Origin of the sequence: uncultured Roseovarius sp., from assembly GCF_913057115.1 — a bacterium.
GTDB lineage: Bacteria > Pseudomonadota > Alphaproteobacteria > Rhodobacterales > Rhodobacteraceae > Roseovarius.
The window spans coordinates 1-15,880 of record NZ_CAJXNN010000040.1 but is presented as its reverse complement, the minus strand read 5'-3'; the positions used below and the strand labels follow the sequence as shown (position 1 = coordinate 15,880).

Sequence of the window (15,880 nt, the reverse complement as noted above, 5' to 3'; positions counted from 1 at the left end):
CCACGCCCGTTCCGCAAGCCCCGGCCTATTGCCGCCCGCGGCTTCGGGCGATACTGCCGAGGTGAGATTTATCACAAAAGGACAGCACCATGATCGAACGGATCGACACCGCCACCCGGATGAGCAAAATCGTCAAGCACAACGGCGTGGCCTACCTCTGCGGCCAAGTGGGCGACGGCGAAACCGTGGCCGAGCAAACCCGCGACTGCCTCGCGCGTGTCGATGCCCTGCTGGAAAAGGCCGGTTCCTCGCGGGATCGCATCCTTCAGGCCATCGTCTGGATTTCCGACATGAAGTACTTTGCCGAGATGAACGAGGTCTGGGACGCATGGGTCCCCGAAGGCCACGCCCCCGCCCGCGCCTGCGGCGAGGCGAAACTGGCCCGTGATGTCCTCAAGGTCGAAGTGATCATTACCGCCGCCTGCGACTAAGCCTTCAAGCAAAGCCCTGAATGGCCACCGTCGGATTTTGAGTATTTTGACCAAGAAGAAGACCAGCCAACTCCTTCTTCTTGGCTCAAATACTCATATGACAAGGTCTGCAGCTTGCCCCGTGCTTTTAGGCACAGCGCGCCCTAAAACTCCTCGACCGTAACCACGCCGGTCAGGCTTTTGATCGCGCCCTTGATCTGCGGGTTGACGGGAAATTCGTCGCCCGCGTCGATCTCCACCTCGCCGGGCAACCCCTGCGCCATCAGGCAGAACTGCACCGGCCCACGCGCCCCCTTGGCCGCGGTTTTTGCGTTCTGCAAAACCTGCGCGACCGAGGTGATCGCGGTTTCGGTATCCACGAAAATCCGCAGGCCCATGACGCCAGCATCGGCCACAACCCCGTCAATCGGCGACACCGACCGGCCCAGCAATTTCAACTGGTCGCTCTCCATGGTCGCTTCGGCGGTCACCACCACCTGCGATCCGGTCTCCAGATACTCGCGCGATTTCTCCAGCGTTTCCGAGAACAGCGTGATCTCATAGCCCCCCGTGGTGTCGGACAGCTGTGCGAAGGCAAAACGGTTGCCGCGCGCCGATTTGCGCTCCTGCCGTCCGGCCACGACCCCCGCCATCTTGACCACAACCGCACCCTTTTGTTCGGCCAGTGCGGTCACCTCGTCCAGCGTCTTGACCTCCTTGCGCTTGAGCGCGCCCATGTAGTCATCCAGCGGATGGCCCGACAGGTAAAAGCCCACCGCCTTGAACTCCTCGGTCAGCCGCTCCGCCGGAAGCCAGTCTTGCACCGGGCTCAAGCGCGGTTCAGGCAGGTCGTCACCCGCCTCGCCAAACAGGGACACCTGGTTGGAGTTCTTTTGCTCGTGAATGGCGGCGGAGTAATTCATCAGCGCCTCGATACTGTCGAAGACGCGGCGGCGGTTGCTGTCCAACTCGTCAAAGCCCCCGGCACGGGCCAGCATCTCAAGCGGCCGCTTGCCGATCTTCTTCAAATCCACCCGGCGGGCAAAATCATAAAGCGTCGCAAAAGGTTTCTCGCCGCGCCCCTCCACGATCAGGCGCATCGCCTCCACGCCGACGTTTTTCAACGCGCCCAGCGCATAGTGCAGCACGCCGCCCTTCACCTTGAATACCGCGTCCGAGCGGTTCACGCAGGGTGGCGCATAGGGCAGCTTCAGCCCCTTTTTCACCTCTTCGAAATACACGGCCAGCTTATCGGTCAGGTGAATATCGCAGTTCATCACCCCGGCCATGAACTCCACCGGGTGATTGGCCTTGAGCCATGCGGTCTGGTAACTGACCACCGCATAGGCCGCCGCGTGCGACTTGTTGAAACCGTAGTTGGCGAACTTGTCGAGAAGGTTCCAGACCTCCAGCGCCTTCTGGTCATCCACACCGTTGGCCTTGGCACCTTCGATGAACTTGGGGCGTTCGGCGTCCATCGCCTCCTGGATCTTCTTGCCCATGGCGCGGCGCAACAGATCGGCTCCGCCGAGCGAATACCCCGCCATCTCCTGCGCAATCTGCATCACCTGTTCCTGGTAAACGATGATGCCCTGCGTCTCGTCTAGGATATGATCCACCGATTTGTGCAGGTAATCGCGCTCGCTCAGTCCGTTCTTCACCTCGCAATACTTGGGAATGTTTTCCATCGGGCCGGGACGGTACAGCGCCACAAGCGCCACGATATCCTCGATGCAGGTGGGTTTCATGCGTTTGAGGGCATCCATCATGCCCGAACTTTCCACCTGGAACACCGCCACCGTCTTGGCGCGGGCGTAAAGCTCATAGGTCTTTTCATCATCCAGCGGGATTTGCCCGATGTCGTTCTCGGCCCCCTCGAAAGGCTCGTAAATCGTGCTGCCGTCTTGCGCGATATGCAGATCGCGCCCCTCGGCGTGGATCTGTTCAATGGCATTCTGAATAACGGTCAGGGTTTTCAGACCCAGAAAGTCGAACTTCACAAGCCCTGCTTGTTCCACCCATTTCATGTTGAACTGCGTGGCCGGCATGTCGGATCGTGGGTCTTGATACAAGGGCACCAACGCGTCCAAGGGCCGGTCACCGATCACAACCCCCGCGGCGTGGGTCGAGGCATTCCTAAGCAGCCCCTCCACCTGCATCCCGTATTTCAGCAGGCGGTCGACCACCTCTTCGCTTCGCGCCTCCTCGCTCAGGCGCGGCTCGTCCTTGAGGGCCTTTTCGATGGACACCGGCTTCACCCCCTCCACGGGGATCATCTTCGACAGGCGGTCCACCTGCCCATATGGCATCTGCAAAACCCGGCCAATATCGCGAACCGCCGCCTTCGATAGAAGCGCACCGAAGGTGATGATCTGCCCCACCTTGTCGCGGCCATATTTTTCCTGAACGTACTGGATCACCTCCTCGCGGCGATCCATGCAAAAGTCGATATCGAAGTCGGGCATGGAAACCCGTTCGGGGTTCAGGAACCGCTCGAACAGCAGGCTGTAGCGCAGCGGGTCAAGGTCGGTGATTGTCAGGGCATAGGCCACCAGTGAGCCTGCCCCAGACCCCCGCCCCGGCCCCACCGGGATGTCATGCTCCTTGGCCCATTTGATGAAATCGGCCACGATCAGGAAATACCCCGGAAAGCCCATCCCCTCGATGATATCCAGCTCGAAATCGAGCCGCTTGTGATAGTCCTCGACGCTGGTCGCATGCGGGATCACGGCCAGCCGCGCCTCAAGCCCTTCCTTGGCCTGACGACGCAATTCCTCCACCTCGTCATCGGCGAACCTTGGCAGGATCGGATCACGCCGATAGGCCCCGAAGGCACAGCGCTTGGCAATCTCCACGGTGTTGTCGATCGCCTCCGGCAGATCGGCAAACAGCGTCGCCATCTCGCCGGGCGTCTTGAAGTAATGCTGCGGGGTCAACCGGCGGCGTGGCGCGGACTGATCCACATAGGCCCCCTCGGCCACACAGATCATCGCGTCATGCGCCTCGTACATCTTCTCTTCAGGGAAATAGACATCATTGGTCGCGACCAGCGGCAGGTCCATGGCATAGGCCATCTCGACAAAGCCCCGCTCGGTCAGGCGCTCAGCCTCGGGCGCACCGTCCTCGCCGGGGTGGCGCTGCAACTCCACGTAAAGCCGATCCCCAAACGCTGCCTTCAGCCGCTCCATCAGCGCCTGCGCCGCAGGCCGCTGACCGGCCTGCAACAGCCGCCCCACCGGCCCGTCCGGCCCACCGGTCAAGCAAATGACCGACCCGGCATAGCGCTCCAACTCCTCCACCGTGACATGCGGCAATTGCCCATCGCCCCGCAGATAAAGGCATGAATTGAGCTTCATCAGATGCTCATATCCCTCCTCGTTCTGCGCCAGAAGAACCACCGGCGCAGGTAGCTTCACACGCTCACCCGGCTGCGCCTGCACATATTCCACATCCACCTGACAGCCCATGATCGGCTGCACCCCTGCGCCTTGGGCCGTCACCGAGAATTCAAGGGCGGCGAACATGTTGTTTGTATCGGTCACCGCCACGGCGGGCATCCCCGCATCGGCACACAGACCGGGCAGCTTTTTCAACCGCACCGCCCCTTCCAGAAGGGAGTATTCGGTATGGACACGAAGATGAATGAATCGGGGATCACTGCTCATGCCCCGACCCTAGCCCGAGCCGCCCGCCTGCAAAAGAGGCCTCGGGTCGCGCTGCCGAAAAACCGGGCAAATGCGCCCGTACCGTGCATAAAAGCGCCAAAGCCCCATTGCCCCCCGGCCCGCCCCTGCGCTAGTCAATGGCAACTGCCGCAAGCCACCATCGGAATATCACCGCGTGACCACGACTTTGCTTACCATCTCGGGACTGACCAAGGCCTATCCCGGGGTCGTGGCAAACGACGACGTGTCTTTTGACATCGCCCCCGGTGAGGTGCACGCCCTTCTGGGCGAAAACGGCGCGGGCAAATCCACGCTGGTCAAGATGATCTACGGCCTCGTCAAACCCGACAGCGGCCAAATGACCCTGCACGGCAAAGCCTTTGCTCCTCCCGAGCCGCGCGCGGCGCGCGCCGCGGGCGTCGCCATGGTGTTCCAACACTTTTCGCTTTTCGATGCGCTCAGCGTGGCGGAAAACGTGGCGCTCGGCATGGAAAACCCGCCCCGCCTGCGCGACCTTGCGGGCCAAATCCGCCGGGTCTCGGAAACCTACGGACTGCCGCTCGACCCGCACCGCATGGTGGGCGATCTTTCAGCAGGGGAACGGCAACGGGTGGAAATCATCCGCTGCCTGCTGCAAGATCCACGCCTGCTGATCATGGACGAACCCACCTCGGTTCTCACCCCGCAAGAGGTCGAAATCCTGTTCGAGACCCTGCGCAAACTCACCGCCGAAGGGGTGGCGATCCTCTATATTTCCCACAAGCTGGAAGAGATTCGCGCGCTTTGCGACCGCGCGACCATCCTGCGCCAAGGGCGCAACGTCGGCACCTGCGTGCCGCGCGACACCTCGGCGCGCGACATGGCGCAAATGATGGTCGGCAGCAGCTTCGAGGCCCCCGACCGCGAAGGGCGCACGCCCGGGGGCGTGGCGCTTGACGTCACCGGGCTGTCGCTGCCCGCGCCCTCGGCCTTCGGCACGCCACTTCGCAACATTCACTTCGCCGTGCGCGAGGGCGAAATCCTTGGAATCGGCGGCGTCGCGGGTAATGGGCAGGATGAGTTGCTGGCCGCGCTCTCCGGCGAGACGCGCAGCGCCGCGCGCGCCATAACCCTGCGCGGCCACGCCATCGGGCGAAAAGGGCCCGCCGCGCGCCGCCGCATGGGCCTGCTTACCGCCCCCGAGGAACGGCTGGGCCACGCCGCCGCCCCGGACATGAGCCTGACGGAAAACGCCCTGCTCACAGGGGCAGACCGTGAAAACCTGCTGAGCCGTGGCTTCATCCGCTGGCCCGCCACCCGCAGTTTCGCCACCCGGGTGATCGACCGCTTCGACGTGCGCACCCCGGGGCCCGAGACCGCCGCCCGCGCGCTTTCGGGCGGCAACCTGCAAAAATTCGTCATCGGGCGCGAGGTGCTGCAACGCCCCGAGGTGCTGGTCGTCAACCAACCCACATGGGGCGTCGATGCCGCCGCCGCCGCCGCGATCCGCCAAGCCCTGCTCGACCTCGCCGCCCACGGCAGCGCCATCCTCTGCATCAGCCAGGACCTCGACGAGCTGATGGAAATCTCCGACCGCTTCGCCGCGCTCAACGAAGGCCGACTCTCCGCGGCCATGCCCACGCAAGAGCTCAGCCTCGAGGAAATTGGCCTGATGATGGGCGGTGCCAATGGCATGGAGGTGGCGCATGGCTGATCGCGTCCAACAAAGATTTCATGCCTCCGGCGGGGATATTTCTGAACAGAAGAAGGGGCCGCTTCAGTCTTCTTCTGTTCATAAATATCCCGGGGGAGGCGTTGAAAGCCGCAGGGTTTCAACGTCGGGGGCAGCGCCCCCCAACCACGTCGATGAGACGCGCCCATGCTGAAACTTGAAAAACGCCCCCAACCCTCGCGCTTCTGGACATGGGCCGCGCCGCTTCTCGCGGTGGTGTTGACCATGCTCTTGGGCGGCGTGCTCTTCGCCGCGCTTGGCAAGGACCCGGTCGAGGCCATCGCCACGATCTTCTGGCAGCCGCTCTTTGGCGAACACGCCTTCTATTACCGCCCGCAACTTCTGGTCAAAGGCGCGCCCTTGGTGCTCATTGCCATTGGCCTGGCGCTCGGCTTCAAGGCGGGCATCTGGAACATCGGGGCCGAGGGCCAGTATATCATCGGCGCGCTCACCGGGGCCGCCGTGGGGCTGGCCTTCTACCCGCTGGAGGCGTGGTACATCTTCCCGCTCATGGTGCTGGCGGGGGCCTTGGGCGGCTGGCTCTGGGCGATGATCCCGGCGCTTCTGCGCGTGCAGTTCGGCACCAATGAAATTCTCGTCTCGCTCATGCTGGTCTACGTGGCCGAACAACTACTGGCGGCCATGGCGCTTGGACCAATGAAGAACCCCGATGGCTACGGCTTTCCCGGCAGCCGCAATTTTCAGGAGTATCCATCGGCCCATAACGCCGAGCTTTTCGCCGGCAGCGGCATGCATTGGGGCGTTGTGGCCGCCCTCATCGCGGTGATCTTCGCTTATATCCTGCTGGGCCGTCACATCCTTGGCTACCAGATCCGCCTCACCGGCCAAGCCCCTCGTGCGGCACGTTTCGCAGGGGTCTCACCCGCGCGGCTGGTTCTCTTTTGCCTCGGCACCTCCGGCGCGCTGGCCGGTCTGGCGGGCATGTTCGAGGTTTCGGGCCCCTCCGGCCAGGTCAGCATCGACTTCAACGTCGGCTACGGCTTCACCGCGATCATCGTCGCCTTCCTCGGCCGCCTGCACCCGGTCGGCATCGCCCTCGCCGGGCTGCTGATGGCGCTCACTTACATCGGCGGTGAAATCGCGCAGTCCAGTCTCGGCCTGCCCGCCGCGGCCATTCAACTGTTCCAGGGCATGCTGCTCTTTGTGTTGCTCGCCGTGGATTTGCTGACCAATTACCGCCTGCGTTTGAAAACCGCGGAGGCCGCGTGATGGATTTCGGCTCGATCAACCCCGTCCTTCTCCTGGCCTCGCTCATGGTGGCGGCGACGCCCATCCTGATCGCCGCCCTTGGCGAACTGGTGGTGGAACGCACGGGTGTTCTGAACCTCGGGGTCGAGGGGATGATGATCACCGGCGCAATCTGCGGCTTTGCCACGGCGGTCAACACCGGCTCGCCGCTCATCGGCTTTGTCGCGGCAGCCGCGGGCGGGGCGGGGCTTTCGCTGCTCTTTGCCTTCCTGACACAAGTGGCGCTGGCCAACCAAGTGGCCTCCGGCCTTGGCCTGACGCTTTTCGGCCTCGGGCTCAGCGCGCTGCTGGGGCAAGGCTACCAAGGCATCAAACCGCCCCCTACGGGCAAGCTGGACATCCCACTGCTGGCCGATCTCCCCATCCTTGGCCCGATCCTCTTCAACCACGACATCATGGTTTACCTGGGCCTCGCGCTTTGCGCCGCGGTTTGGGCGGTGCTGAAATACACCCGCGCGGGCCTGATCCTGCGGGCGGTGGGCGAAAACCACGATGCCGCGCATGCGCTGGGCTACAAGGTGGTGCGGGTGCGGATGCTGGCGATCATGTTCGGCGGCGCTTGCGCGGGGCTCGGCGGCGCCTACATCAGCCTCATCCGTGTGCCGCAATGGACCGAAGGCATGACCGCCGGGGCCGGCTGGATCGCCCTTGCGCTGGTGGTCTTCGCCAGTTGGAAAGCAGGCCGCGTCCTTCTGGGCGCTTGGCTCTTCGGCGGCATCACCGTGCTGCAACTCAACCTGCAAGCCGCCGGCGCGCAATTGCCGATCCCGGCGCTGGGCTGGGCGGTGATCCTAGGCCTCATGATTTTCGGCGTGGTCAAGGCGGCCACGAATTCCCCCATGACGACCAAGCAACTCTGGACCGTCGGCACGCTTTTCACCGCCAGCCTCGCCTTCGCCCTGCTGACCCAGGGCATCCGCGTGCCGTTCAAGGTCGAATACCTGTCGATGTCGCCCTACTTGATCACCATCCTCGTGCTGGTCATCATGTCGGCCGACAAATCCCGCGCGCCCGCCTCGCTGGGCCGCATATTCCACGCCTCGCAATAAGGGGCAGCAAAACCGAAACGATCCAACCACCTGGGAGAGCAAGCAAAAATGACCCTTCTCAAGAAACTGGCAAGTGCCGCCGTGGCGCTTGGCATGGCCACCTCGGCCATGGCCCAAGACACCACCAAGGTCGGCTTCATCTACGTCGGCCCCGTGGGCGACGGCGGCTGGACCTATGAACACGACCAAGGCCGCCTCGCGGTTGAAGAGCACTTCGGCGACAAGGTCGAAACCGTCTTTCAGGAAAGCGTGAAAGAAGGCCCCGAGGCCGAACGCGCGATCCGCAACATGGCGCTCGACGGCGCTGACCTGATCTTCACCACCTCCTTCGGCTTCATGGAACCCACGCTGGCCGTGGCCAAACAGTTCCCCGACGTGAAATTCGAACACGCCACCGGCTTCAAGACCCTGCCCAATGTCTCGACCTATAGCGCCCGCTTCTACGAAGGCCGCGCGGTGCAGGGCCATATCGCGGGCAAGATGACTGAATCAAACATCATCGGCTATATCGCCTCCTACCCCATCCCCGAGGTGATCCGCGGCATCAACTCCGCCTATATTCACGCCAAGAAAGTGAACCCCGATGTCGAGTTCAAGATCATCTGGGCCTACACATGGTTCGACCCGGCAAAAGAGGCCGACGCCGCCACCGCCCTCATCGAACAGGGCGCCGACGTGATCCTGCAACACACCGACTCGACCGCACCGCAAGCGGCGGCCGAGAAAGCCGGGGGCGTCATCACCTTCGGGCAGGCGTCCGATATGGCTGAATATGCGCCCCTGCCGCGCGTCAGCTCCATCATCGACGATTGGGCGCCCTACTACATCGCCCGCACCCAAGCGGTCATGGACGGCACATGGGAAAGCCAGCAGATCTGGCACGGCATCGACGAAGGCATGGTGAAAATCGGTGAGATCACCGATGCCGTGCCCGCCGACGTCAAGGCCGAGGCGCTGGCCCTGAAAGAGGCCATGGCCAAAGGTGAGTATCACCCCTTCACCGGCCCGCTGAAAAAGCAGGACGGCTCCGACTGGCTGGCCGAGGGTGAGACAGCCGACGACGGCACCCTTCTGGGCATGGATTTCTATGTCGAAGGCCTGACCGGCGAGATCCCCAACTGATCCGGGGATTTTCGGACAACGAAGGCCCCGCCATGCGCGGGGCCTTTTTCGTTGGGGGGATTGGGTGCGGCCAGCCCCGCAACCCTAAGCCGTAGGGTGCGCATTCATGCGCACCTTTATGCAACGCCGCATCGACCACTGACCGGCAGGCGATTGCGCGCAATCGCCGAGAGGTGGACCACGGTACGGCGATCAACCGTCCGGGCTAACGCAGTTTATCCCGGAACTGGCGCGTACCCCCAAGCAAGGTACCACGCCCAACCCAATCGCCATGCCATCACGCCGGAGGCGTGCCGTTCATAGTCGGTGCCCCTTTGGGGCGACGGGCGGCGTCATGCCAAAGGCATGCTTCCAGCATGACGATGCGCGGCGGGCCTGCGGCCTTGCCTCCGCGCGGGGCGCGAATGCCAGCATTGCGCAGGAGTGCGGGTTTGCAAAGTGGGGAGCTTTGATCGACCTTTTGGATGCAACCGCCGCAAAAAATGCCTTGGGTCCAGAACTCCAAATCAGGTATTCAAGGATGAAACACTAACCGTTGCGCTGGACAATTGAATCCAAGAAACGCTTTAGGCAAGCCTGCGCCAAAGGATGAGACTGTCCAGCTAGGGCTCGAAGCTGGCGTGCAGCGCGGTGGCACGAGCCATAGCTAGACAATGTAACCCAGCCAACCGTCACCGCGTGGACCACCAACAGGTAAGATGCGGGACCAAGAAAAAGCTCGGGGTCCGCCTCAATTAACCTAATTTCTCAAGAATTCATCCAGCATTTTATTGAATAGACCCGGCTTTTCCAAATGTACCGCATGGGCGCAATCGGGCAGGACGGCAAGGCTTGCGCCCTTGATGCTTTGCCAAAGCTGTTCGGTCTGACTCCAGGGGTACGTGCGGTCGTGGTCGCCCCAGAGAACCAGCGTTTTCGCGCGAATGGCGGGCAGATGATCCACCCCGTTCCAGCCGTGCATCGCATCGAGGCCCGCCAGAATGGCCTGTAGGCTGGTGCATTCGGCAATCGCGGCGCAGTCCTCATAGGCCGAGGCCGCCTCGCAGTGCAAAAACCAAGTGGCGGCGATGCGCCGGGCGGTGGCGCGGGGGCCATCCGCACTGGCTCTTTGTTTCGAGGTGTCGATGCTTTCAAAGCGGCCCGGCAGCACACCGGCTGCCCCGGTGCCGTAAAGGACCAAGCGCTCTACCCGGTCGGGGGCTTGCACGACCATCTCCTGAACGATCATACCGCCCATGGAATGGCCCAGCAGGTGAAACTGCTCGACCCCCTGCTTGCTCAGTTCGTCCAAGGCCCATGCGGCAAAACCCGCGATACTGTCGGGGGCCTGCAAATGCGCGTTCTCGCCATATCCGGGCAGGTCCAGCGCGATGACCTCGAAATTATGACCGAGAGCCGCGCATTGATCCGCCCATTGGCGGCTGCCGCCCATGAAGCCATGCACGAAAACCAAAGGCGTCATCTGCGTCCGCCCTGCACGATGCGGTCAAGAATCATGGCGCAGAAGAGGATCGAGAACCCGGCCAGAATACCTTGGCCCACGTTGGCGTATTGCAGCGCTTCCAGCACGTCCTCGCCCAGCCCCTTGGCCCCGATCAGTGAGGCGACAACCACCATCGCCAGCGACAGCATGATCGTCTGGTTGATCCCGGCTCGGATCGAGGGCGCGGCCAGCGGCAGGTCCACCTTGGTCAGCAGGTACCACTTGTTGGCGCCAAAACTGATCGCCGCCTCGCGCACGCTTTCGGGCACACCGCGCAGGCCCAGCACCGTCAGGCGCACCACCGGCGTGCCGCCAAAGATCATGGTGACAATCACCGCCGCCGGTTTGCCGACGCCGAAAAAGGCGATGACCGGCACCATGAAAACGAAGGCGGGCATGGTTTGCATGAAGTCCATGATCGGCTGGATGAAGCGATAAAAACGGGGGCGGCGGGCGGCGAACATGCCCAGCGGAATGCCAATGACAATCGACAGGCACGCCGCTGTGCCCAGAAGCGCCAGCGTGGTCATGGCCCCTTCCCAAAAGCCCAAAAGGCCCATGTAGGCCAAAAAGGCCCCGGAATAGATCGCCGTGCGGATGCCCGCCGTGAGCCATGTCAAAAGCACGATGAGGGCGGCAATGACGATCCACGGGGTCTGCACAAGGATCACTTCAAGCGCGTCCAGAAGCGCGCGAATACCGCCTGTCAGCAGGTCAAAGAACAGCTCGGTGTTGACCACCAGCCAGGCGATCAGGTCTTCGACCCATTGGATGCCGGTGAGGCGAATATCGGGGTCGGTGGGGAAGTTCGACAGCAGGTCAAACCGGCCCGGGAAGCTATAATGCAGCATCGCCGCCGAGACGATCAGCACCATGAAAATCGCACTCAGAACGATGTGCTGCACCGGCATGCCCGAGCGCACAGAGCTATCCGAAAGCCATTCGGAAAACCGCGCCTCCAGCGCCCAGTTGGCGACCACCGCTTGCACGGCCTTGACGACCAGCAAGATGGCAAGCCCGGTGAGGGCGATGCTCGGCCCCTCGGCGGCCAAGGCCTCGGCCTCGGCGCGGATACCGCCGATATTGGCCTCAAGTGAGTCCACCGTCCTTTGATAAACATCCACCTTGTCCGAGCCGGATTCGATGGCCGCCGCCAATTGCTGTCGGCGCAGTTCCAGCGTGCCTTCGATGGATTCGATCCGCGCGCGCGCATCGGCGGCCAGATCGCCAAACAGGCCGCGCGCCATCTGCACAAAGGCCAGCGTTTCAAGGATCAGGAAAGGCAGCGCCCAAGACCACAGCCCGCGCGCCCCGTACCACACCGGCCCAAACAGCCCGGCGAAAAAGTTGAAAGTGGCGGTAAAGCGCGACGAGGCACCGATCTTGTCGAAGTTTTCGATATAATAGTCTGGGTTGGTGCGCACGAATTTGCGGATACTCTCCTGCCGCTCGCGGGCATAGGCTTGCGCGGCTTCGCTGGTGGTATCCTCAAGCGGGTTCACATCAGACTGGCTCATGATACTTCCGTCCCTTCGATCACGGTGCGCAACAGATCGGCGCGGGTGATGACCCCCACGTCGCGGCCCTCGGCCTCGACGACGATGGCGTCGTCCTCGTCAATCGCGCGGGTGATCAGGTTGCTCAGGGTTTCATCTTCGGCCACGCGCTGCCCGCCCTTGGGCAGGGGGCCATGGGCGGCGATATAATCGTCAATCGGCTGCATCACCGCATGGGCATGCACCACCTTGAGGCGGGAAATCCCGGCGACGAAATCGGCCACGTAATCATCGGCCGGGTGCATGACGATATCCTCGGCGGTGCCCACCTGCACCAGCTTGCCATCGCGCATGATGGCGATGCGGTCGCCGATGCGCACCGCCTCGTCCAAGTCATGGGTGATGAAAATCGTGGTCTTCTTCAAGATCTTGCTCAGGCGGATGAACTCATCCTGCAGCTGCCGCCGGATCAGCGGATCAAGCGCCGAAAACGGCTCGTCCATCAGCAAAACATCGGGGTTCGCTGCCAAGGCGCGGGCCAAGCCGACACGCTGCTGCATCCCGCCCGAAAGCTCATGGGCAAACTTCGCCCCCCAAGCACCCAGTTCTACGATATCCAGAATGGCCGCCGCCTGCCGCATCCGCTCGTTCTTGGCGACCTCGCGGATTTCCAAGGGCATCGCCACATTGTCCAGAACCGAGCGGTGCGGCATCAGCGCGAAATTCTGAAACACCATGCCGATCTTGCGGTTGCGAAAGGTCTGAAGCTCCTGCGGGCCAAGCGCCATAACATCGGTGCCTTCGATCTCGATCTTGCCCGCCGTGGGTTCCAACAGGCGGTTGAAGTGCCGCACCAGTGTGGATTTGCCGCTACCGGACAAGCCCATGATGCAGAAGATCTCGCCGCGCTTTACCTCAAGGCTCACATCGGCCACGCCAACCACGGCGTTATGCTGGGCCAGAACCTCGGCCTTGGTCAGGCCCTCGGCCTTGATCGCCTGCAGGGCCACCTCGGGCTTGGCGCCAAAGATTTTCCAGACGTTCGAAATCTCAACGACGGTCTCATCGCTCATCGCGCGGTACCTTGTTTGAAGGGGGGAAGGTCAGACGGCGCCAGTCACACCAGCGCCGCCAGGATCACGTCAGATTACAGGCCAAGCCATGCGTCGACACGCTCGGGGTTGGCTTCAACCCATTCACGCGCCACGTCCGACGGGTCACGGCCCTTGCCGCTGATCTCATAGGCAAAGCTGCTGACATCATCGGCAGTCAACGAGAACCGCTCGAAAAACTCGGCAATCGCGGGCGACCGCTCTGGCAGCGAGTTGGACCAGGCGATTTGCACCTCTTTCAGGGCATCCTTCGAAGCGACATAAGACTTTTCCAGCCAATCGGGATCGTCCGAGGGCTGCACCATCTTGTACTTTTCTGGATCATGCGTCGGCTCGGTCAGCATCATAACGTCGAACATGTACCAGATCGCATGCGGCTTGTAGCAGTAAAAGGCATAGCCCTCGCCCTTGGCGATACTGTCTTTGACCCGCGCGGTTTTCACGCTTTCCTCGGCGCGGACGGGCTCGATGAAATCCATCAACCCATAATCCCGCACCTTCACTTCGTTCACGTTGGCCGAGGCCCAACCGGGCGCGCCAATCCACATCTCGCCAAGACCATTGCCGTCGCTGTCCATTTTCATGGCGACGTCCGGGCGGCCCAGATCGGCGATGTCGGTGATGTTGTTGGCCTTGCCGAACTGCTGCGAGACACAATACCCCTGATTGCCCTCATAGGGGTTGGACGACAGGGTGACGGTGCCTTCTTCTTTCACGTATTTGTTGGTGAAGCTTTCCTGGTTGGGCAGCCAGACGTCGGGGTGCACGTCAATCGCGCCTTCGCCTTGGTGCATCGCCTGAAAGATCGTGGCGTTGTTGCCGGGGACGTATTCGACCTCACCGCCAATACGCATTTCAACGACAGCGCCTAAAAGATGGGCAATTGCCTGTGCGCCGGTCCATGATGGCACGCCTATTTTAACCTCTTCCGCCGCTGCGGCGGGCATCGCCATCGCGCCCATCGCGGCGGCAAGGGCCATTGATTTGAGCTTGATCTTCATTGGTATCTCCTCTGTTGGGTTGCGCCATTTTTGGCGTTTTCTTTGTTTTTCAACGGGTTAATATGTTGTTCTTTGGTCTTGCGGGCCATGGGCCTTCGTTGACAAGGTCCTGGTCCGGTGGCGTCTTTCATCCATGTCAAAAGTCTAGAGCGAGTCTTTTCAAAACCGCCAATTCAAACATTTCATTAAACTATTCTAATTTTGCATAGTTTAGGATAGGCTACCCCGAATTCCCTTGGATCAGGGGCTCAATTGGACCTCAACTGGCTACGCGATTTTGAATGTCTGGCCCGCACGCGGAACTTCACCCGCGCGGCGGATGAGCGGAACATCACCCAATCCGCCTTTTCCCGCCGGATCAAGGCGCTGGAAAGCTGGATGGGCCTGCCGCTGATCAACCGCGCCACCTATCCGGTGCAATTGACCGAGGCCGGGGAAAACTTCCTGCCGATCGCCACGGCGTCGATCTCGGGGCTGACCGAGGCCCGGCAAGCCATGCGTGATGCCGATAGGGGCGACAGCCGCTTTGTCCGGTTTTCAGTCCTGCACACGATTTCGGTGCATTACCTTGCGGCCCGGATCGAAACCTTGCAGGCCAATTTGCCCGATCTGCGCACAAGAGTGATCTCGGACTCGCTCAGCACCTGTTGCGATCTTCTCGTCGAAGGGGCGGTCGATATCCTGCTGTGCTATGCCCACCGCAGCGTCGCCCCCATGATCGACGAAACCGCGTTCGAGCGCAAAGACCTGACCGTGGACCGGATGCTGCCGGTCGCCGCGACCGGTGCCGTTCGCGATTTCGGCTGGTCACTGGATAATCCCATGGGTGCGCCCATTCCCTACCTTGCATATGAAAGGTCGACGTTTCTGGGCATGGTCGTCGACGATACGGTTGACGGCCAGAAGCTTCCGGTGGAAACGATCTATGTCGATGCCTTGGTAGAGGCGATCAAGCGTCGCCTATTGGCCGGGGCGGGATTTGCTTGGATGCCCGAAACCGCGATTGCGGCGGAACTGGCTGCGGGGGAGGTGGTGCAGATCGGCGGTGAGCGCTGGGTCGCGCCGATGACGATCTCGGCCTTTTGCAACCCGGCGAACTTCGATCAAACAGCGTGGGATTTTTGGACGCTTTTGTAGGGTTCGCCGTAGAACTTCACGACGCTTATTTGGCTCGTGTCCACGGTCTCACGCGCGGCCAATAGCCTTCACGAAGGACGAAGTTCCCATTCCTGACACATACAGTGTAAGGATCGCGAGGAAAAACTGGCTTTGGATGTCACAACTCGCAGTGGCAAATCACCGGGCCTAAGTGCGGCGATCAGGCGGGGCTAACGCATTTTATCCAAGAGCTGGCGCGTAACCTACACGCGACGCGCCCAGACCAACCCAATCGCCGTGCCGTCACGCCGAAGGCGTGCCGTTTATAGTCGGCGCCCCTTTGGGGCGACGGGGCGGCGTCATGCCGAAGGCATGCTTTCAGCATGACGATGCGCGGCGGCGCTACGCGCCTTGATTCCGCGCAATGGCAATGTCCGCTCCGTGCCGCATGTCGGTTACTCAAC

At 62.0% G+C, this 15,880-nt stretch carries 11 protein-coding genes; 6 read left to right on the top strand and 5 right to left on the bottom strand.

All coding sequences use genetic code 11. The annotated features are described in order from the left end of the window. Positions 1-89 precede the first annotated feature (89 nt). Positions 90-431, top strand: coding sequence for a RidA family protein (locus QZ498_RS14365; RefSeq protein WP_294623429.1), 342 nt, complete (start codon positions 90-92; stop codon positions 429-431). A 143-nt stretch (positions 432-574) separates the two neighbouring features. Here QZ498_RS14365 and dnaE read toward each other — a convergent pair whose 3' ends face one another. Beyond that, positions 575-4,075: a DNA polymerase III subunit alpha gene (dnaE, locus tag QZ498_RS14360; RefSeq protein WP_294623428.1), complete on the bottom strand. Its 3,501-nt coding sequence runs from the start codon at positions 4,073-4,075 to the stop codon at positions 575-577. A gap of 175 nt (positions 4,076-4,250) precedes the next feature. Between dnaE and QZ498_RS14355 the strand changes: the two genes are divergently transcribed. From QZ498_RS14355 to QZ498_RS14340, 4 genes are all read left to right on the top strand, one after another. After that, on the top strand, positions 4,251-5,768 hold the full coding sequence (locus QZ498_RS14355) for an ABC transporter ATP-binding protein (RefSeq protein WP_294623427.1): 1,518 nt from the start codon (positions 4,251-4,253) through the stop codon (positions 5,766-5,768). A gap of 165 nt (positions 5,769-5,933) precedes the next feature. After that, a complete protein-coding gene (locus QZ498_RS14350; protein ID WP_294623425.1) occupies positions 5,934-7,016 on the top strand; it encodes an ABC transporter permease in 1,083 nt (360 codons plus the stop codon). Continuing rightward, positions 7,016-8,104 carry an ABC transporter permease gene (locus QZ498_RS14345; RefSeq protein ID WP_294623424.1) on the top strand — a complete coding sequence of 363 codons (1,089 nt, stop codon included), beginning with the start codon at positions 7,016-7,018 and terminating at the stop codon, positions 8,102-8,104. Before QZ498_RS14350 ends, QZ498_RS14345 begins: the two co-directional genes overlap by 1 nt. Positions 8,105-8,152: 48 nt before the next feature. Continuing rightward, positions 8,153-9,226, top strand: coding sequence for a BMP family ABC transporter substrate-binding protein (locus QZ498_RS14340; protein WP_294623422.1), 1,074 nt, complete (start codon positions 8,153-8,155; stop codon positions 9,224-9,226). A gap of 739 nt (positions 9,227-9,965) precedes the next feature. On the opposite strand, the gene QZ498_RS14335 is transcribed toward QZ498_RS14340, so the two are convergent. The 4 genes from QZ498_RS14335 to QZ498_RS14320 all read right to left on the bottom strand — a co-directional run bounded on the left by QZ498_RS14335 (position 9,966) and on the right by QZ498_RS14320 (position 14,318). Further along, on the bottom strand, positions 9,966-10,688 hold the full coding sequence (locus QZ498_RS14335; RefSeq protein WP_294623420.1) for an alpha/beta hydrolase: 723 nt from the start codon (positions 10,686-10,688) through the stop codon (positions 9,966-9,968). Further along, entirely contained in the window at positions 10,685-12,226 is a 1,542-nt protein-coding gene (locus tag QZ498_RS14330; protein WP_294623418.1) for a proline/glycine betaine ABC transporter permease, read from the bottom strand. The genes QZ498_RS14335 and QZ498_RS14330 overlap by 4 nt, the downstream gene beginning before the upstream one ends. After that, positions 12,223-13,278 (bottom strand): glycine betaine/L-proline ABC transporter ATP-binding protein, encoded by a 1,056-nt coding sequence (locus QZ498_RS14325; protein ID WP_294623416.1) that lies wholly within the window; start codon positions 13,276-13,278, stop codon positions 12,223-12,225. Before QZ498_RS14325 ends, QZ498_RS14330 begins: the two co-directional genes overlap by 4 nt. A 74-nt stretch (positions 13,279-13,352) precedes the next feature. Then, positions 13,353-14,318 carry a glycine betaine ABC transporter substrate-binding protein gene (locus QZ498_RS14320; protein WP_294623414.1) on the bottom strand — a complete coding sequence of 322 codons (966 nt, stop codon included), beginning with the start codon at positions 14,316-14,318 and terminating at the stop codon, positions 13,353-13,355. Between the two features lie 252 nt (positions 14,319-14,570). On the opposite strand from QZ498_RS14320, the gene QZ498_RS14315 reads away from it, so the two are divergent. Beyond that, positions 14,571-15,455, top strand: a complete 885-nt coding sequence (locus tag QZ498_RS14315; protein ID WP_294623412.1) for a LysR family transcriptional regulator — start codon at positions 14,571-14,573, stop codon at positions 15,453-15,455. Positions 15,456-15,880: the final 425 nt, after the last annotated feature.

Excerpts from the sequence above, each read along its gene's own strand:
- QZ498_RS14365 (WP_294623429.1), top strand. The coding sequence starts at position 90 with ATGATCGAACGGATCGACACCGCCACCCGGATGAGCAAAATCGTCAAG.
- dnaE (WP_294623428.1), bottom strand. The coding sequence starts at position 4,075 with ATGAGCAGTGATCCCCGATTCATTCATCTTCGTGTCCATACCGAATAC.
- QZ498_RS14350 (WP_294623425.1), top strand. The coding sequence starts at position 5,934 with ATGCTGAAACTTGAAAAACGCCCCCAACCCTCGCGCTTCTGGACATGG.
- QZ498_RS14345 (WP_294623424.1), top strand. The coding sequence starts at position 7,016 with ATGGATTTCGGCTCGATCAACCCCGTCCTTCTCCTGGCCTCGCTCATG.
- QZ498_RS14340 (WP_294623422.1), top strand. The coding sequence starts at position 8,153 with ATGACCCTTCTCAAGAAACTGGCAAGTGCCGCCGTGGCGCTTGGCATG.
- QZ498_RS14335 (WP_294623420.1), bottom strand. The coding sequence starts at position 10,688 with ATGACGCCTTTGGTTTTCGTGCATGGCTTCATGGGCGGCAGCCGCCAA.
- QZ498_RS14330 (WP_294623418.1), bottom strand. The coding sequence starts at position 12,226 with ATGAGCCAGTCTGATGTGAACCCGCTTGAGGATACCACCAGCGAAGCC.
- QZ498_RS14325 (WP_294623416.1), bottom strand. The coding sequence starts at position 13,278 with ATGAGCGATGAGACCGTCGTTGAGATTTCGAACGTCTGGAAAATCTTT.
- QZ498_RS14320 (WP_294623414.1), bottom strand. The coding sequence starts at position 14,318 with ATGAAGATCAAGCTCAAATCAATGGCCCTTGCCGCCGCGATGGGCGCG.